General features: G+C 39.9%; 15 protein-coding genes. 2 read left to right on the forward strand and 13 right to left on the reverse strand.

The annotated features are described in order from the left end of the window. Positions 1 to 7: 7 nt before the first annotated feature. Both DRF67_RS05070 and DRF67_RS05075 read right to left on the reverse strand, forming a co-directional pair. On the reverse strand, positions 8 to 412 hold the full coding sequence (locus DRF67_RS05070) for a GxxExxY protein (RefSeq protein WP_115927464.1): 405 nt from the start codon (positions 410 to 412) through the stop codon (positions 8 to 10). Between the two features lie 32 nt (positions 413 to 444). Continuing rightward, entirely contained in the window at positions 445 to 1,470 is a 1,026-nt protein-coding gene (locus tag DRF67_RS05075) for an aminoglycoside phosphotransferase family protein (protein WP_115927250.1), read from the reverse strand. Positions 1,471 to 1,709: 239 nt separating this feature from the next. Here DRF67_RS05075 and xrtF point away from each other — a divergent pair, with 239 nt between their 5' ends. Further along, positions 1,710 to 2,240 (forward strand): exosortase family protein XrtF, encoded by a 531-nt coding sequence (xrtF, locus tag DRF67_RS05080; protein WP_115927251.1) that lies wholly within the window; start codon positions 1,710 to 1,712, stop codon positions 2,238 to 2,240. Further along, on the forward strand, positions 2,227 to 2,661 hold the full coding sequence (locus DRF67_RS05085) for an exosortase F system-associated membrane protein (protein ID WP_115927252.1): 435 nt from the start codon (positions 2,227 to 2,229) through the stop codon (positions 2,659 to 2,661). Before xrtF ends, DRF67_RS05085 begins: the two co-directional genes overlap by 14 nt. A gap of 41 nt (positions 2,662 to 2,702) precedes the next feature. Here the strand turns inward: DRF67_RS05085 and DRF67_RS05090 are convergent, their stop codons facing one another. The 11 genes from DRF67_RS05090 to dnaB all read right to left on the reverse strand — a co-directional run bounded on the left by DRF67_RS05090 (position 2,703) and on the right by dnaB (position 18,273). Then, entirely contained in the window at positions 2,703 to 3,701 is a 999-nt protein-coding gene (locus DRF67_RS05090; protein ID WP_115927253.1) for a cation diffusion facilitator family transporter, read from the reverse strand. A gap of 56 nt (positions 3,702 to 3,757) precedes the next feature. Beyond that, positions 3,758 to 4,747, reverse strand: a complete 990-nt coding sequence (locus DRF67_RS05095) for an aspartate-semialdehyde dehydrogenase (protein WP_115927254.1) — start codon at positions 4,745 to 4,747, stop codon at positions 3,758 to 3,760. 73 nt (positions 4,748 to 4,820) lie between these two features. After that, positions 4,821 to 5,255 (reverse strand): hypothetical protein, encoded by a 435-nt coding sequence (locus tag DRF67_RS05100; protein ID WP_115927255.1) that lies wholly within the window; start codon positions 5,253 to 5,255, stop codon positions 4,821 to 4,823. 87 nt (positions 5,256 to 5,342) lie between these two features. Continuing rightward, positions 5,343 to 7,910, reverse strand: coding sequence for a TonB-dependent receptor (locus tag DRF67_RS05105; RefSeq protein WP_115927256.1), 2,568 nt, complete (start codon positions 7,908 to 7,910; stop codon positions 5,343 to 5,345). Between the two features lie 208 nt (positions 7,911 to 8,118). Further along, positions 8,119 to 8,979 carry a carboxylating nicotinate-nucleotide diphosphorylase gene (nadC, locus tag DRF67_RS05110; RefSeq protein WP_115927257.1) on the reverse strand — a complete coding sequence of 287 codons (861 nt, stop codon included), beginning with the start codon at positions 8,977 to 8,979 and terminating at the stop codon, positions 8,119 to 8,121. Positions 8,980 to 8,988: 9 nt separating this feature from the next. Then, a complete protein-coding gene (gene nadB / locus DRF67_RS05115) occupies positions 8,989 to 10,560 on the reverse strand; it encodes an L-aspartate oxidase (RefSeq protein ID WP_115927258.1) in 1,572 nt (523 codons plus the stop codon). Between the two features lie 31 nt (positions 10,561 to 10,591). After that, positions 10,592 to 11,218 carry an NAD(P)H-dependent oxidoreductase gene (locus DRF67_RS05120; protein ID WP_115927259.1) on the reverse strand — a complete coding sequence of 209 codons (627 nt, stop codon included), beginning with the start codon at positions 11,216 to 11,218 and terminating at the stop codon, positions 10,592 to 10,594. A gap of 123 nt (positions 11,219 to 11,341) precedes the next feature. Then, on the reverse strand, positions 11,342 to 13,597 hold the full coding sequence (locus tag DRF67_RS05125) for a T9SS type B sorting domain-containing protein (RefSeq protein WP_115927260.1): 2,256 nt from the start codon (positions 13,595 to 13,597) through the stop codon (positions 11,342 to 11,344). A gap of 144 nt (positions 13,598 to 13,741) precedes the next feature. Then, positions 13,742 to 16,000 (reverse strand): T9SS type B sorting domain-containing protein, encoded by a 2,259-nt coding sequence (locus DRF67_RS05130; RefSeq protein ID WP_115927261.1) that lies wholly within the window; start codon positions 15,998 to 16,000, stop codon positions 13,742 to 13,744. Positions 16,001 to 16,160: 160 nt separating this feature from the next. Continuing rightward, on the reverse strand, positions 16,161 to 16,637 hold the full coding sequence (rnhA, locus tag DRF67_RS05135) for a ribonuclease HI (protein WP_115927262.1): 477 nt from the start codon (positions 16,635 to 16,637) through the stop codon (positions 16,161 to 16,163). A 49-nt stretch (positions 16,638 to 16,686) separates the two neighbouring features. Next, entirely contained in the window at positions 16,687 to 18,273 is a 1,587-nt protein-coding gene (gene dnaB / locus DRF67_RS05140) for a replicative DNA helicase (RefSeq protein ID WP_115927263.1), read from the reverse strand. Positions 18,274 to 18,332 lie beyond the last annotated feature (59 nt).

The following is an 18,332-nucleotide window of genomic DNA, read 5'->3' on the forward strand; positions in this document are numbered from 1 at the left end:
TCAAAATTTAGTCAGGAAGTTCTCTAAAATATTCGTTGATAAAAGGTTTTAATGATTTCGTGATATTATTAGTGAAAAAATTGATTAATAGACCTTGTGGCTTTTTAAGCACCTTCATATAGGTTAATAGTTGTGCTTCATGAATAGGCAATAGTTCTTCTACTGCTTTCAATTCTATAATTATGGTGTCATTGACAAGAAGATCAACAATAAGCTTTGTTTCGATTTCAACTCCTTCATAATTGATAGAAGTGACTAATTGCTGTTTGACATTATATCCATTTTTAAGGAGTTCAATTTTTAAGCATTGTTCATAAACACTTTCAAGAAGACCTGGGCCAAGAATTTTATGGACTTTAATGGCAAAACCTGTAATTTCATATGAAAGTTGTGTGATTTCTTTCTTGGTCATCATCTTAATATTCTTAAAAACTTAATATGATCTTAATGGTTTAAACTTAAAATTTCTTCGATTTTTGATTTGACCTTTTCAGAGGTCAGTTGTCTGATCACTTTATTCAATTCCGGGTAATTGTTCATCTGATCCCATGAAGCCGCGAACTGGGTGATATTTTGAATTCCTTTTTCAAGACTTGCCAGGAAATGCTGCTTCCTCTGGATCAATCCTCGGAATCCATAAGCTCCTAATACCTGAAGGAACCGCATCATCTGCATTGGCTTCACTGAGTTTTTTAGTTGATCTTTAATTTCCTCATCACTAAATTGTTGAATGTAGAATTCTAGCATTTTATCCCTGAAATCTACCGGAAAATCGGCTTTGGCCTGAAAGAGAAAGGAAATGACATCATACATTAAAGGACCTTTCATTGCAGACTGGTAGTCGATAAAGGATACTTCATTTTGATCATTTACCATGATATTCCTCGCCTGGAAATCCCGGATCATCACTCCTGTGGGTTTCAGGTTTTCTACCATCAGAGCAATTTTTTTAAATTCTTTCAGGAGGGTAGATTTGTTGTATTCCAGCTCCAAAACATCAGCGACAAAATTTTTGAAATAGTAAAGGTCATGGGTTACCGGAAGTTCATCATAACTTTCATATTCAAAAGTTCTAGAGAAATCAATTTTGCCATCGGTTTTGGTCTGTAGGATAAAAAGCTTTTGCAATGTCTGTTGTACGAGTTCTTGTACACGGGAAGAAACCTGCTCCTTGGCAATCACTTCAGAAAGAGTCTCTGCCCCCAAAAATTCCTGGATATACATTTTTCTGTCATCTGAAACGCTAAGAACACCCGGAGTATTCAGACCGAGTCCTGTAAACACTTCGGAATAATAGAGAAAGCATTCATTTTCCGCGATATTTTCATTGTAGGTGATGATGTATTTCTCAGTATCAACAGCAGCCAGAAAATTGATCCTGGCGGAGCCGCTTTGAGCCAAGGTGACGAATTCGGAAGATTTTTTCCCCAGTCGGTTTTCAAAAAATCGTTTAGCGTTTTCAGAAGTCATAATATGAAAACAAATATACTAATTTAACACCATTTGGAAGCAGAAGGTCAATATTTCAGGATTAAACGATCATCTCAGAGGTAAGAAGCTGTTGTGAGGCTCCTTTTACGGTCATTATTTGCATTTATTGTCTATTAATGAACGTCTGAAGCCAGCTATCCTTTTTAGAGATTTAAATATGGGCTTTATTCATTCGAAATCAGTGCAGTTTACAGTCTAATTTTTATCTTTGTACAATTATGCTAAAGGACTTTAAGCCGGTTTTAGGAATTTTACTCCGTTTCATCATCATTTATGTGGTGCTGCTTTTTGCGTATCAGTATTATCTGAATACCAGTAAAGATGGGGGTCTGGATTCTTTTTCCAGATTAATCGCCAATCAGGTAAGTGATCTACAGAATGTGCTGGGTTTTCCAACAAGACTCTATGATGACGTGAAAAATGAGCAGGTTTGGTTCTATGTAAAGAAACAGTATGTAACGAGAATGGTGGAAGGCTGCAATGCAGTTTCTGTGATCATTCTTTTTGTATCTTTTGTTTTTGCATTTTATAAAGGCGCAAAGACTTTTATTTTTGTAGGGGCAGGTCTGGTTTTGCTGTATGTGATGAACCTGCTAAGAATCATAGGGTTAAATATGGTTATGTCTGATCATAAGGAATATGGTAAAATGTTTCATAATTTTATTTTTCCTGCTATTATTTATGGAAGTGTGGTTGTGCTCTGGCTGATCTGGATTAAATTCTTTGCTTTAAAAAATGAGAATAGTTAACGGGCTTCTTGTCATTGGTGGAATTTGTGGTCTTATCGGTGTACGGGCCGTTGAGGAAACGATTTTTTATGATCCTTTTCTTACCTATTTCCACGAAGCTAATAAAAATATTGAATTTCCTTCTTTTGAATGGGGAAAGCTTATTGCCGGTCATCTTTTCAGATTTGTTTTAAATCTGGGATTTTCCTGCATGGTTATTCATGGTCTATTCAAAAACAGACAATGGACTTTGCAGGGTGCTGTGATGATCACCATTATATTTGTCATTACGTTTCCCATCTATCTGTACTGTATTTATGATCATTTCAGCATAGGATATCTTTTCTCCTTTTATATGAGACGGTTTGTGATTCAACCTTTGATCATTCTGTTGATTGTTCCGCTTTTTTATTACAGGAAGAAGATGATGGGGGAGAAGTGAATTAGTCGCAAAGCATTGATTCCTTTTTTGTAAACTTTCAGTTAATCTACTGTATGTTTATCCACACTGGTGACATTTTCCGGGGTCCATTTTACCCTTTTCACAAAGTCTTTTTCGCGTACGGGGCAGTCTTTGATCTGGCATACAGGGCATGAGATCGGCTTGCAGTCATCCATATGAAAATTGAATTCGATGCTGCGATTGATATTTTTAGCCAGAAGGAGAATCACTTTTTCCATTTCATTATGGGCATCCCGAAGGCTGTAATACCATGGAAGCGTAATATGAGCGTCAATATGGAGTGAAGATCCGAATTGCTGGATTTTCATATTATGTACATCAATCCATTCTGTTCGTCTGTTTTCTTCAAGAATTCTGATAATCTGATTGAGTATTTCCGGATCCTGTTCGTCCATGATACCGCTCAATGATTTACGGACGATTTTGTAGCCTATAAATATGATATAACATCCAAATACCAGAGCCACAGCAGAATCCAGCCAATAAATTTTTGTAAAGTATACCACGATCAGACTCCCTACCACTCCCAGAGTGGTAATGGTATCGGACTGGAGATGTTTTCCGGATGATATGAGAACCAGCGAATTTTCTTTTTCTCCTTTTTTGATCGAAATATATCCCAACAGGTAATTGATGACCGCGGTGGCTGCAATAATCCATATTCCGAGATCGATCTTGCTAAGTGTTTTCCCTACGATAAGACTGTGAATTCCTTCGTAAATAATCATAATACCCGCAATGGCGATCAGGGCCCCTTCAATCCCTGAAGTTACAAATTCCACTTTCCCATGGCCATAAGGATGGTCGTCATCTTTGGGTTTGGCAGCAAGGTGGAGGGAGTAAAGTCCCATAAATGCACTGATGACATTCACGATGCTTTCCATAGCGTCGGAAAATACGGCATCAGAGTTGGTCAGCTTCCATGCGATGATCTTTCCGATGAAAAGGATCACTCCAAAGGCGGCAATAAGCTTTTGGAATCCTATCTTATCTTTATGGGTATTCTTCTGGCTGTTCATAATGTGTTTGATAAAAAAAAGAATCTCAATTCTGAGACTCTTTTTTATTTGTTAGTTTATACTAAGTTGTTTGCTACAAGGTATTCTGCAATTTGTACAGCGTTCGTTGCTGCTCCTTTCCGCAGATTATCTGCTACGATCCAGAGGTTGAGCGTCTTGGGCTGTGAAAGGTCTCTTCTTATCCTTCCTACGAAAACTTCATCTTTTCCTTCCGAGTATAGCGGCATCGGGTAATGGTTATTTTTCACATCATCCATAACCACGACTCCGGGAGTTTCAGATAAGATTTTTCTTACTTCATCCAGTTCAAATTCATTTTCAAATTCGATGTTCACACTTTCCGAGTGACCACCCTGAACAGGAACTCTCACCGCAGTGGCAGTCAGATTGAATGTGTCGTCCCCTAAAATCTTTTTAGGTTCTTTCATCAATTTGATTTCTTCTTTCGTATAATCATCATCCGCAAATACATCACAATGAGGTAATGCATTTTTGAAAATCTGATACGGATATACTTTTGCAGCATCATTTCCGCTAATTTCCCCATTCAACTGGTCTACGGCAGCTTTACCGGTCCCTGTTACGGATTGGTACGTGGAAACGATGACTCTTTTTAAATCATATTTTTTGTTCAATGGTCCTAAAACCATTACCAACTGAATGGTAGAACAATTCGGATTTGCAATGATCTTGTCTTCATTGGTTAAAACATCAGCATTGATCTCAGGAACAATTAATTTCTTGTCGGGATCCATTCTCCATGCAGAAGAATTGTCGATCACCGTGGTTCCCACCTCTGCAAATAAAGGAGCGAATTCAAGAGAAGTAGATCCTCCGGCAGAGAAGATCGCAATATCCGGTTTGGCAGCTATAGCGTCCTTCATGCTCACAATCGTAAATTCCTTCTGTTTATACTTCACCTTCTTGCCTACAGATTTTTCGGATGCTACCGGAATTAACTCTGTTACAGGGAAGTTTCTCTCCTCCAAAACTTTAAGCATAACTTGTCCAACCATTCCTGTTGAACCTACTACAGCTACTTTCATTGATTTAATTAAAAATTTAAGATTAAACTATTTATAAATTATAACGCATAATGTATAATTTCTTTATCTGTTTTTAAGCTCCCGCAAATACTTTTGCCCATGGGAACGCAAATGCAAATAAACCTACTGCAATTAGTCCCATAATGACCACCGCAAGAGAAATGGTATCATTGGATTTTACTTTTTTGTTGACAATCGTCATTAGTACCGCTGCAATAAGCATAGAAAATGGATGTTCAACATATTGGAATCTCAAATCTGCATTTTTCATTACTGAACCCATATCCATTCCTTTTGTGAAATTGATAACCAACATAATGATTCCCAATAAGAACTGAACGTGGAAGAAGATCATGGTGAACAGGGTAGTTTTCTTTAAAAACTTGTTCACTTTCCCGCTGAAACCGAACATGGTAGTCAAAAGGGCAATGATAAATAATGCTACCAAAAGAAGCTCAAGATACCCGAATCCTTTGTGGGCACTTTTCAAAATTCCGTAAAAATCCATACTTTCTATTTTTTTGTACACAAAGATAACAAAAATCCCGGCTCAAAGCCGGGATTCATATTTATAAAATCTAATATTATGATCGTATTAGAAGTTGAATGATAATGTTGTTGACCAAGTTCTTCCGAATCCGAAGAATACTCTGTTTCCGTCAGCAATACCATTGTAGACTCTTCCAGCTTCTTCATAAGTTTTACCGTTATCAGGGTCTTTTGAATTGTTGATCTTATCAGTCGTTTTGATGTTGGTTACTCCATCCTGAATGTACGATGTGTCAAACAGGTTATAAACATTTACACCAATTGTGAAATATTGACTTTCGTTTCTCAGCTTAATCTTGTAAGAGGCTCCTACGTTAACTAAGTTGAAGTCAGGTAATTTTAAAGCTTCATTTCCTGGCTTTAAAAAGTCATTAACATTCATTGCTGAATATACTTTTCCAACATACTGCCAGTTACCGTAGATTCTAAGATCTGTTACCGGAGTGATGGTTGCTCCCAATGAAGCGGTAGTTTGCGGAACACTGTTGTTGGTACCTCCTACATTTACCTTATCCAGGTAAAGTGTTGACGTATTGGATCCATTAGTTTCAATTGGAGTATTGTCATCCTGGAAATTGGCTCCGGAAGCATTTCCTTTATATTTGTAATCTCCCCAAGAGTACATCCCTTGTAATTCTACAAATCTGTTGATTTTGTACACCGCTTCCGCTTCAATACCCTGGTGAAGTTGGGTAATTCCACTGATTTCAGAATATCCTCTGATTCCGTCCCCGAAATCTACTCCTCCTCTTCTGAACCATCTGTCTTTCCACTCCGTTCTGTATACGTTAACTTTTGCATTGAAATTTGCTGTTTTGAATCCATAACCTAATTCAACAGAGAAGATTTTTTCATTGGTCAAGTTAGGGTTAACTACCTGCTGGTTACTTGGATAAACAGCACTCATTAAAGGTTGCTTGCTGTAATAGCCGATGTTGGCGAATACGTTATTGCTAGCATCGAAATTATAGTTGGCTCCCCCTTTAATGTTATAACCAAATAGGTTTTTAAATCCAGTTTTTCTGTCTACCGTTTGTCCCTGTTGAGTGGATCCTGGCTTTATAAAGTCATCAATTCTTTGGTATCCCTGGTTAGACACGGATCCCTGAACATAAGCAGTCAATTTTTCAGTAGAATATTCTACCTGTCCAAAACCACTATACCATAAAACCTCACCGTCATTACTGAATGCAATTCTATCCTCCATTGGAGCATTGGCACCTCCGAAAGGATTCCAGTTTAACTTCTGGTAGTCGTAGGTGTTACGAACAATATTATTTGTAGGTAGGTTTTTGTTGAAGCTGTCGGTGTATCCTGAAGCTCCATACAGATCAGAAACTACCTGATAGTGGTATCCGTAGTAATATCTGTCATCAGTACCTACGGAGAAGTTCCAGTTATCATTGATCTTGTGCTGGAAGTTCATTAAGATCCCGTACCAGTTGTGAGAGTTTACACTTGAGCTACGAACCAAAGTATTTCCTGCTACACCAACAGTTGGTGTTACTGCTGCATTGGCTGCGAAAATGGAGTTATAGTTATAGTGTCCTTCTGCGTCGATGAAGCTTGGATCTGTAATAGATTTACCACCCACTCTACCTTGGTTTCTGGCGCCACCACCACGTCCATTAGACATGTAGGCAACAGTACTCAAAGTAGATTTATCGTTAATTGTCCAGTCCCAGTTCAACATCATCACAGGCTTTGAATAGTAGTTCATTGCATTGGCAATGTTCGTTCTTCTTCCGTCTGCTGAAGTATAGTATCCATAGTCAGAGTTATAAGGTCTGTAAGGAGTACCGTCTTTATCAGGATTGTAATAGATATAGTTACCTAAAGTCGGAGCATATGATCTCTGGTCATGCCATTGTGGAGAAGACGTCATCATAAACTGTAGATTATGCTTGGCACTTGGCTGATACCCTAATGCAAAGAAATAAGTATATGATTCATAGTCTGTATTTTGTACATAAGTAGCTCCTGCCTGTCTTGCCATTAAGAATGAAGCAGCCCATCCGTTTTCAGACTTACCGGTGTTGTAAGCGAATGAAGTTTTTAAGAAATCGTTATTACCGATACCTAATCTCACGGCTCCCCCTTGCTTCATGTCTGCTGAACGGGTAAGGAAGTTCATAGTACCTCCTACCGAAGCAATGGCTAATTTGGAAGAACCAAGTCCTCTCTGTACCTGCATTGTACTGGTTACATCTGATAATCCAGTCCAGTTTGACATGTATACAGTACCCCCTTCCATGTCATTTACAGGCATACCGTTTACCATTACAGCGATGTTTCTTGATTCAAAACCACGCATAGTAAGCTGAGAATCTCCGAAACCACCACCACCTTTCGTAGCGTATACGGATGGTGTTGTGTTTAGCATTTCTACAAGCTCCTGGTTTCCTTGTCTTTCAAGAATCTGTGCTGCTTTGATCGTAGAAACTGCTACTGGTGTCTTTCTATCTTTAGCGATATCTGTTACACCTTTTAGGATTACCTCTTCAATGTCTTTGGATTGAGCTTTCGCTGTATCCTGAACTTGCTGAGCATAATAAACACTAGCTGTAGATAAAGTAATAACCGCAGTTAGTATCGATTTGTTGATTAATTTCATAATCGTTAGTAATAGTTAGATTTAATTTTCTGCAAAATTCGCAAAATTAAATTTAACTATTATTAACTGAATGTTAATTTTTAATCAGTCTTAATAATATCAAGTATTTGATTTTCAATAATCTAAATAAAAATTGAATTTTTGTATGAAAAAAGTCATGTTATTGAATTTTTAACAAAGTAGGGGTCTTATTATTAAATATACAACGCTATTTCACCGCTTTGAGACTCAAATCGATATTCTCAGCCGAATGGGTAAGGGCCCCCGCAGAGATGAAAGTAACCCCTGTAGTAGCAATTTCTTTCAACATATCCCGGGTAATTCCTCCGGATGCTTCCGACTCACAGGTGCCGTTAATCATCTGTACGGCCTGTTTCATCATTTTGACATTCATATTATCAAGCATGATCCTGTCAACTTTTGCATTGATGGCTTCCTGAACTTCTTCCAGGTTTCTCGTTTCAACCTCTATTTTTAACTTTTTTTTGTTCTTTTTAACATAGTCTTTCGCCATTTTTACTGCATTTGTAATGCTTCCATTGTAATCAATATGATTGTCTTTAAGCATGATCATATCATAAAGACCATATCTGTGGTTGGTTCCACCGCCAATAGCGACTGCCCATTTTTCACATACCCTGAAATTAGGGGTTGTTTTTCTGGTATCCAAAAGCTTTGTTTTTGTTCCTACCAGCCTGGAGTCCCATTCGTGGGTAAGAGTGGCAATACCGCTCATTCGCTGCATGCAGTTAAGGATCAGTCTTTCCGTAGAGAGAATTGATCTTGCACTACCGGTTACAATAAATGCAATATCTCCTACCTTCGCCATATTTCCATCCTTGAGAAAAGTCTCCACTTTTAAGTTTTTATCAAAAGTTTTAAAGATAATTTCTGCCAATTCAACGCCGGCCAGAATGCAATCCTGTTTTACCAGCAGTTTGGCGCTTTGTTCCAGATCTTTGGGAATTGTAGACAGGGTAGAGTGATCTCCATCTTGGATGTCTTCTTCTAAAGCATTGTTTATAAATATTTTTAATGCTTTGTCTGTGGCGTAGCTTGGTCTTTTCATTGGGATATTTTAGGCTAGATCTTTATTATAAAATGCACCTCTGTTTTCTTTCATTTCCATAGACTGGGTGATGATAAGGTAAGCAACGGTGGTAAGGTTTCTTAATTCTGATAATTGAGGCGAAAGGATAGAGTAGTGGTAAATTTCATCTACCGCCGCAGCAATTTCCTGATGTTTCTGTAGTGCCATGCTCAAGCGTTTGTTGCTTCTTACAATTCCGACAAGGTCGCTCATCATTTCCTGAAGCTGTTTTCTGAGATAGCTGACAATGACCATCTCATCCATTATTTTCATTCCTTCTTCATTCCACTCCGGGACGGCTTTCAGGTCATCAAAGTTGAAGTTGTTCTCATGAAGCAGCTCTACCGTTTTCATGGCAGCATTATGGCCAAAAACAAGTCCTTCAAGAAGTGAATTTGACGCGAGCCTGTTGGCTCCGTGCAGTCCGGAATTCGTACATTCTCCCACGGCGAAAAGATTTCTGATGGAAGACTGTCCGTCTCTGTCCACTTCAATACCACCCATCAGATAGTGGCAGGCAGGAACCACGGGAATCAGCTGGGTAAAGGGATCAATACCTTCATCTTTGCACTTTTTATAAATATTAGGGAAGTGTTCAAGAAATTTCTCCCGGTTCATCTCGCGGCAGTCTAGGCCGACATATTCATCACCTGAGATTTTCATTTCATTGTCTATTGCCCTGGCTACAATATCACGTGAGGCGAGCTCTTCGCGCTCATCATATTTCTGCATGAATTTTTCACCTCTTTTGGTCCTTAATTTGGCACCATCACCGCGTACCGCTTCAGAAATAAGAAACAGCATCCCATCGATCTTATTATAAAGAGCCGTGGGGTGAAACTGATAATATTGCATATTGGAAACATTTCCCTTAGCGCGGGCTACAAAGGCTATTCCATCTCCGGTGGCAATGGTAGGGTTAGTTGTGTTTTTGTATACATGACCAGCTCCGCCGGTCGCTACCAGTGTTATTTTAGAGGTGATTTTCTTGATCATTCTGGAATTTTCATCCAGGATATAGGCTCCGTAGCAGTGAATATCGCCTTCATTGAGTTCTTTACCGGGAACATGATGCTGGGTAATAATATCAATGACATAATGATGGTCCAGAATTTCTATATTCGGGCTGCTGTTAGCTGTTTCCAGCAAGGCTCTTTCTATCTCAAAACCGGTGATGTCTTTATGATGAACGATTCTGTTCTCTGTATGGCCGCCTTCTCTTCCTAAAGCAAATTTGCCGTTTTTCATATCAAACTGGGCCCCCCATTCCACAATTTCTTTGAATCTCGTCGGGGCTTCCCGTACCACCATTTCCACTACATCGCGTTTGTTTTCTCCGTCTCCGGCACGCATGGTATCTTCAATATGCTTCTCAAAATTATCATTTTGAAAATCTGTGACTACAGCGAGACCGCCCTGCGCATACTTTGTATTGCTTTCGTCCTCATCAGATTTTGTTACAATAATGATTTTGGCATCAGGGAGCTGTTCAGAAACTTTAATGGCATAGGAAAGTCCGGAAATACCGGAACCGATTACTAATACATCCGCTTTTATCATAGGCTTGCTTTAGGTACAATCGTTTAAAAGATTAAATAAATTTAAACAATTTTTCGTTTGGTTTTCTTACTTTTTTCATGTGCTGGAAGTAATCTTCTTCAGAGCGGTAGCCTAAAGCGAGGGTGACGGTTACTTTTTCTGTTTCGGGGTTGATGTCCAGAATCTCTTCTATAAGTTCCTGGCGGAAGCCTTCCATAGGACACGAATCTATATTTTCAATGGCTGCGGCATACATCAGATTGGCCAGTACGATATAAGACTGCTTTTCTGCCCAGTTGAAAATCTCATCCTGTGTTTTTTGATTGATGTGCTGATTGATACTGTTTCTGAACGGATCCAGATTCTCCATGGGAGTTTCCCGTACCTCAGAAATATGAGTAAAATAGCCCCTGATGTAATTCTCCTCAATTGTTTTTTTCGAAATGATCACAATGAGATGAGAGCAGGTAGATATCTGTGATGGATTATAAAAAGCCGGAATCAGTTTCTGCTTCATTTCTTCACTTTCAACAATGATGATCTTATACGGCTGAAGTCCCAGAGAACTGGCAGACAGCTTACCTGACTCAAGAATGTTGTGAAGGATTTCCTGAGGAATGATTTGATTATTAAATTTCTTTACAGAATATCTTCTGCTTAAGGCTTCCAAATAATTCATAGCACAAATTTAAGGATTGAATATGAATAAAGGGCCCTTTGCTATGAAATATATCCTTGTTAATCATGCAAAAAAATCACCCCGTCAAACGAAGTGATTTTGAAAATATAAATGTTGAAGTGATTAGTCTCTGTTTTTTACGATAATCCAGCCCGAGAATTTAACCGGTGTATTCTTTGTGTTGTTTTCATTCCATGATATTGAATACCAGTAGTTGCCTGTAGGAACTCTTCTTCCGTTGGCAGTTCCGTCCCACCGGTATCTGTTGGATTGGTCTGCTCTGAAGATCTGAGCTCCATATCTATCATAAATATTGATTTCCAGTCCTCTTTTGTTGGCCAGGGCAGAATAATCAATGGCGTCATTAATTCCGTCATCATTAGGGGTTATAACATTAACAAGATTAGGTACCGTGATGTTGATTTCAATAGGAATACAGTTATAGCTGTCCCTTACAAAGACTTTAGTCTCACCTCTGGCTACATTGGTGAAGATATTGGAGTCCTGCCAGTTGATATTATCCATTGAATACTGATAAGGAGGGGTTCCTCCTTTTACATAAACGGTGACTTTGTTTCCTGAAATGTCAATATTGCTCACTACAGGGTTTTCCGCCGCATATATAGTTACGGTCTGAAGACTCACGCATTCCCCGGTCTTAAGCTTTACCCAATAAGTACCCACTCCCACATTGCTGATAGATTGTGTAGTGGCGCCTGTACTCCATTCATAGCTTTTGAAGCCGGGGCCGGCATCCAATGTAGTTTTGCTTTCCATACAGATGGTCTGGTCAGTCAGTACTCTGGAAAATACAGGAGCTAGAACGGTTAAGGTAACTTTAGCAATCGCGTAACATCCGTTTGAATTGAATACCTTTATATAGACTACGCCGGACGGAGCAGTGTATGCTGAAGCATTGGTAATTTCATTGGTGTCGTCAATTGCGTCTGTTAATGATGGATAGTATTTCTTTGTTAAGCCTCCCTGTGATACAATCGCTGTTGTAAGATTAAAGGATGCCAACGAAGGATTTGCTTCCAGGAAACATGATCTTATTTCGGTGTCGTTAACAACCACTACAGGATGGATGTTCAGTGTAATTTTAGCCGTGCTTACACATCCCTGCGCAGTGGTTACCCGTACATAAATTGTTGCTGCCCCGGAAGCATAAGCGGTAGGATTCGTGATTTGATTGGTCCCTGCATTCAGGTCGGATAAAGTAGGGTAAAATTCTTTGATTACTCCAGGTAATGTAGTAACCGCTGCATCATTGAGATCGAAAGTTGCCGTTCCGGCGTTGTTGTTATTACAACCTGTGAGGCTTGCATCCTCTGCGGCGAAAGGCGTAGGATCCAGCTGGATTACACCGTCTCCATTATCACAAAGGGTGGATGTCGGGTCTTTGATGACCACTTTAATAGTTGTATTTCCTGAATATTGAAAACTGGTAGGATTGGCAATAGGAGTGGAGCTTCCCAGCAGATAATAGGTGAAAATATAATTCCCCGGGTTGTTAACGAACTGTGAGTTGTATGAGGTAAGATCCACAACACCGTTTCCTGTGGCAGGGTTGGTACACACAAATGGGGTGATCGTATTGCTTAGAATAGGCACTTTGTCTACAAATACCTTTGCATTTTTAATCGAATGTCTGGCACTTGCACCTCCTGTTGCAGCCGAAAAACCAAAATATCCCTGTGTCATTCCTACGGCACCGCCTGACGGAGCAAAAGACTGGTCGGCGATCAGTACCCCGTCTATTCTTATTTTGATGATCCAGTTAGTAGGGTTTGAAAGGTCTGTTTCACCATTTACTTCCACGTGCTTATACGTGTCTCCTACGAAAGGCTGAGTGGTAATCAGGTCGGGAGAATGAAAGGTGCTTCCGGGAGTATTATTGTATTCTATATTATTGCCCGCGGTATTGTTGGTCCCATATAAAACATGCACTTTACTCATCTGGCCTTCTGTGGTGTTGTTGAAGATGTCGAAGCCAACCATGAGCCCAGAAGCATTAGCCGGAATTCCCAGTCCTCCACCTGATACGAAGCCTGTAGGTGGATTGGCCAGATACCAGAAGGTGAATCCGTCTCCTCTTCCAAATTGGGTCGTTCCGTTCCCGTCGATTCTGAAATCAAATTCGACCTTCCATTTATCACAGTAGCTTAAGGTAATAGGCGTTGCTAATTTGATAGCGCCGTATCTACTTGTCTGATCCGTTGTAAGCCTTATAAAATCTGTGCTTACAATGGCATCAGAAACAAGATCCCATCCTGTGGTGTTAACAGGGTTTCCAGTTAGCTGATAGGTTTGAGAGAATGCCTTATGAGGCAGGCATACCAAGGTTACCAATAAAAAAAAGAGTATATTTTTTTTCATAGTGATTGGATTATGATGTTGTTGTTTATATGATACTGTTACTGCTGAATCATTGAAAATGTTTTTTTTATTCTTAATAAAAATAAGGATTTCGTCATCATGAAAACTGAGGCTGCCTCAGGAGTTTTTTTTGATATTAAAATATTATTCTCTGTTTTTTACCAATACCCAGCCGGAATACTTGGTTTCCGTATTGTTCTTGTTGTTTTCATTCCATGAAATGGTGTACCAATAGGTTCCGGTAACGATTCTTTTTCCCGAAGCTTTTCCATCCCAGGTAAAGTTTCTGGTTTTGTTGGCTTCATAGAGCTTATTGCCATACCGGTCATACACGGTGAAGACCAGATTTTTCTTATAGGCCAGTGCAGAATAATCTATAAAATCGTTTACGTTGTCACCGTTTGGAGTAATGGCGTTTACCAGATTAGGTACGGTAATCTGAACTTCAACGGGAGTACAGTTGTAAAAATCTTTTACAAAAACTCTTACCTCTCCTCGTGCAAGGCCTGTGAATGTGTTGGAATCCTGCCAGTTGGCTCCGTCCAATGAGTACTGATAGGGTGGAGTTCCGCCGGCAGTGTTTACGGTAATGGTATTATTGTGAATGTCAATACTTGAAATAACCGGGTTCGGAGAGGCCAGTACTTTTACTATTTGAGTCGTAATACAGTTTCCTGTTTTCAGTTTCACCCAGTAAGATCCTACTCCAATATCTTTGATCTCTTGAGTTGTTTCTCCCGTGCTCCATTCGTATCCGTCAAAACCAGTGCCTGCATCCAGGACTGTTCTCTCTCCGATGCAAATCGTTTTATCTTTAAGAATAGCAGATCTGACAGGGGGAAGAACGATAAGGTTGATTTTCGCAATATCGAAACATCCGTTGGCATCCGTTACTTTTACATACACTGCAGTGGTTGTGGACATATACTGCAGAGGGTCCAAAATTGGATTCGTGCCGGTTAATGCGTTATTGACAGAGGTATAGTATTTTTTGGTAACTCCGGTCGTTAATGAAGTGACATCTGCTGTTGTCAGGTCAAAAACAGCATTTGAAATATTATTTTCAATAAAACATGATCTCAGGGTTGCTTCTCTTACAGGTGTTTCGGGATGGAAGGCAAGTGTAATCTTCGCTGTTCCCCCACACCCTTGCGGGGTGGTTACTTTTACATATACAACCCCCGGAGCAGATATATAATTATCCGGATAGAGAATCTCATTAGTGCCTGCATTCAGGTCATTTAATGTTTTATAATATTTTTTGACAATCCCCGGAACATTGCTGACGGCCGCGGAAGTAAGATTAAAAGTAGCAGTACCTGCTTTGTTATTGTTACATTCTGTGAGGGTTTTGTCTTCCGCTGTGAACGGTGCCAGGACGAGCTGGATCTGCCCGTCAGGATTATCGCAGAGTATCCCGGCGTTGTCTTTTACAACAACAGTTACGGTTGTATTCGCGTTAAACTGATAGTTGGTGGGATTGGCGATGGGAGTAGTGCTGCCCAATGGATAATAGGTGAAAGTATAATTGCTGAGGTTGCTGACAAACTGAGAATTAAAAGATGTCAGGTTCACTGTTCCATAACCGGTGGACGGATTGGGACAGAAGGATTGTGTAGCCGAGTTTTGTAAAATAGGAACTTTATCAGTATAAATTTTTACATTCTTAATAGAATGCCTTGATCTTGCCCCGCCTGTAGAGGCTGAAAACCCAAAATATCCTACCGTCATGGCTGCAGCTGTGCCTGAAGGAGCAAATGACTGGTTACAGATGACCGTGCCATCCATAGTGATTTTCACAATCCAGTTGGTGGGAGCTGCCGGGTCTACTTCTGCTGTTACTTCCACATGTTTAAAAGTGGTGCCCTGAAAAGGTTGTGTGCTATTCAGGTCCGGGGAGTGGAAAGAGCTTCCGGGAACATTAAAGAACTCTACATTGTTGTTGTCTGTAGTGTTGGGAACCTGCCCGTAAGCCACATGTACCTTACTCATGGTGGTAGATGTAGTATTATTGTAAGTGTCAAATCCCACGATAAATCCTACAGCATTTTGTGAAACTCCGAGTCCGGAGCCCAATACGCTGGCAACTGGTGGATTGGCCAGATACCAAAAGGCGATTCCGTCCCCGTTATAGGATTGGTTGGAGTCCATTCTAAAATCAAATTCTACTCTCCATTTATCACAGTATTTTAAGTTTATGGGATCGTTGAGCCTGATAGATCCGGACTGGTCGTTGGTATCCGGAGTAATTTGAATAAAATCAGTATTTACCTGTGCTGGTGAAACTAATGTCCAGCCGGTAGTCGTGACCGGGTTGCCGGTAAGCTGATACGTTTGGGCGTAGAATTTCCCCGAAAGGCAAAGCAATACAAATGAAAAATAAAACAGTAAATTTTTATTCATTGAATTGGGATTATTAATTCCTTGTAAATATATTAAATCCTAATAAATAAATATGTATTTAATGTTAATTTTGTTAAAAATTTCAATTTTTTTTCAAAAAAAATCATTAATTATGATAGACTAATGAATATTGTATTGCGAAAAGTGAATTTGTGTTAATTTAAAAAAGCGAATTATTTTCCAGTGATTCGAAGTAAGTATCTACCTCCAGATTCGGTGATGCGGCAGCGGCAACGGCTAATTTATCACAGAGTTCGTTTTCGAAATGTCCGGCATGTCCTTTTATCCAGTGCATTTTGGGAGTATGCTGGTTATAGAGTTCAACAAACTTCTTCCAGAGATCAGGGTTTTTTACGTTTTTCCAGCCTCGCTTGATCCATCCTGCAATCCATTTCTGATTGATTGCGTCAGATACGTATTTGCTGTCAGTGTACACGTGGATCTCATTTTCGGTAGATTTCAGTTTTTCCAGAGCCGTGATAACGGCGAGAAGCTCCATCCTGTTGTTGGTAGTTTTCCGGAATCCTTTGGAAAAAGTTTTCTGATAGTTTTTTTCGGGAACACGCATGAGAATTCCATATCCTCCTTTTCCGGGATTTCCGCTGCAGGCACCATCGGTATAAATTTCGATTCTCAAACCTTTCTGTATAAAATTGAATTATGAAGCTGTATCTGAGGTCAGCTGTTTAAAATGGAAAATCATCATCGTCATCAAAATCATTCATCGATGAACCAGAAAGTTTTGAACTGTCCGGCAGGTCAAATGCCGCGCCCGGCTGGATGGTTGTTTTGATTTTATCAAACCCACTCGTTTCACCAAAGCTGGAAGGATATCCACCTCCTGCGCCTCCGTCGAAAGCTGCTTCAATATCGCCGAATTTTGCAAAATGTTTTAAGAAAGATAATCTTACATCTGCCGTAGCTCCGTTCCTGTGTTTGGCGATAATCAGCTCAGCCTGATTTTCTGTAGAGGTTTCCTGTCCCTCATCATCATTATCCCATACAGTGATCTTATAGTATTCCGGTCTGAAGATGAAAGATACAATATCCGCATCCTGCTCGATCGCTCCGGATTCTCTCAGGTCAGAAAGCTGAGGCCTTTTCCCGGGACGGGTCTCCACACTACGCGAAAGCTGGGAAAGTGCGATGACCGGAACATTAAGTTCTTTAGCAATTGCTTTTAATGAACGGGAAATCATGGAAATTTCCTGCTCACGATTTCCAGCTCCCTTTCCACTGCTGCCGGCGGTCATCAGCTGAAGATAATCGACCATGATAATTCTTACCCCGTGCTGCATGACCAGTCTTCGGCACTTTGCACGAAAGTCAAATATCGAAAGGGAAGGTGTTTCATCAATATATAAAGGGGCGTTTTCCAGCTCCGAGACATTAGAGAACAGTCTTTGCCATTCTTCGTCATCAAGCGTTCCCTTTCTGAGTTTTTCTGATGAAATTTTGGTCTCAGACGCAATCATCCTGGTGATCAGCTGTACAGAGGCCATCTCGAGAGAGAACAGTGCCATAGGAATTTTGTGACCTACAGCGATATTCCTTGCCATAGAAAGGAGGAATGCCGTTTTACCCATTGCGGGACGTGCGGCAATAATGATGAGGTCGGAATTTTGCCAGCCTCCGGTTTCCTTATCTATATCTCTGAACCCGGAAGGTACACCCGAAAGGCCCTGTTTGTCTTTCAAAGATTTGATGGTGTCGATCGCTTGCTTTACCAAAGAATTGGCTGTGTCAAATCCTTTTTTGATCGTTCCGTTGGTGATTTCAAAAAAAGACTGCTCGGCTTTGTCTAAGAGTTCGAAAACGTCAGTAGATTCCTTATAAGAAGAATCAATTACATTGGCAGAAACATTAATGAGGCTTCTTAAGATATATTTTTCAAGAATAACACGCACATGGTATTCAATATGCGCAGAGGAGCTTACTCCCATGGTCAGATCGATGATATAATGGTCACCTCCTGCCTGTGAGAGCTTATCTTCTTTCTTTAAATCCTGGATGATCGTCATTAAATCTACCGGATGGTTGCCCTCATACAGCTTTAAAATGGAAGAAAAAATCACCTGATGTCTGGGATCATAAAATACTTCCGAGGTAAGAAGGTCGATGGAGTGGTCAAGGCCTTTTTTGTCAATCAAAAAAGTTCCGATAACCAGTCTCTCGAAATCTACTGCATTGGGAGGCATTTTTCCATCCGCAATAGACAGCTCTTTTGCAAAGTTTCCGTGGGTGAGGGATGATAATGTTTCTTTCTGCGCCATGGTGCAAAGATAGTTTATTTAAAAAATAATAGAAAAATAGTATTCAACAAATTACTAGC

The organism is Chryseobacterium pennipullorum, from assembly GCF_003384725.1.
In the GTDB taxonomy this organism is placed as follows: Bacteria; Bacteroidota; Bacteroidia; order Flavobacteriales; family Weeksellaceae; genus Chryseobacterium; species Chryseobacterium pennipullorum.

What these genes read in the sequence shown, in the direction of transcription:
- xrtF (WP_115927251.1), top strand. Translation starts at nt 1,710, where the DNA reads ATGCTAAAGGACTTTAAGCCGGTTTTAGGAATTTTACTCCGTTTCATC.
- DRF67_RS05070 (WP_115927464.1), bottom strand. Translation starts at nt 412, where the DNA reads ATGACCAAGAAAGAAATCACACAACTTTCATATGAAATTACAGGTTTT.
- DRF67_RS05085 (WP_115927252.1), top strand. Translation starts at nt 2,227, where the DNA reads ATGAGAATAGTTAACGGGCTTCTTGTCATTGGTGGAATTTGTGGTCTT.
- nadC (WP_115927257.1), bottom strand. Translation starts at nt 8,979, where the DNA reads ATGAAAAGACCAAGCTACGCCACAGACAAAGCATTAAAAATATTTATA.
- DRF67_RS05105 (WP_115927256.1), bottom strand. Translation starts at nt 7,910, where the DNA reads ATGAAATTAATCAACAAATCGATACTAACTGCGGTTATTACTTTATCT.
- DRF67_RS05095 (WP_115927254.1), bottom strand. Translation starts at nt 4,747, where the DNA reads ATGAAAGTAGCTGTAGTAGGTTCAACAGGAATGGTTGGACAAGTTATG.
- DRF67_RS05130 (WP_115927261.1), bottom strand. Translation starts at nt 16,000, where the DNA reads ATGAATAAAAATTTACTGTTTTATTTTTCATTTGTATTGCTTTGCCTT.
- DRF67_RS05075 (WP_115927250.1), bottom strand. Translation starts at nt 1,470, where the DNA reads ATGACTTCTGAAAACGCTAAACGATTTTTTGAAAACCGACTGGGGAAA.
- nadB (WP_115927258.1), bottom strand. Translation starts at nt 10,560, where the DNA reads ATGATAAAAGCGGATGTATTAGTAATCGGTTCCGGTATTTCCGGACTT.
- dnaB (WP_115927263.1), bottom strand. Translation starts at nt 18,273, where the DNA reads ATGGCGCAGAAAGAAACATTATCATCCCTCACCCACGGAAACTTTGCA.
- DRF67_RS05100 (WP_115927255.1), bottom strand. Translation starts at nt 5,255, where the DNA reads ATGGATTTTTACGGAATTTTGAAAAGTGCCCACAAAGGATTCGGGTAT.
- DRF67_RS05120 (WP_115927259.1), bottom strand. Translation starts at nt 11,218, where the DNA reads ATGAATTATTTGGAAGCCTTAAGCAGAAGATATTCTGTAAAGAAATTT.
- DRF67_RS05090 (WP_115927253.1), bottom strand. Translation starts at nt 3,701, where the DNA reads ATGAACAGCCAGAAGAATACCCATAAAGATAAGATAGGATTCCAAAAG.
- DRF67_RS05125 (WP_115927260.1), bottom strand. Translation starts at nt 13,597, where the DNA reads ATGAAAAAAAATATACTCTTTTTTTTATTGGTAACCTTGGTATGCCTG.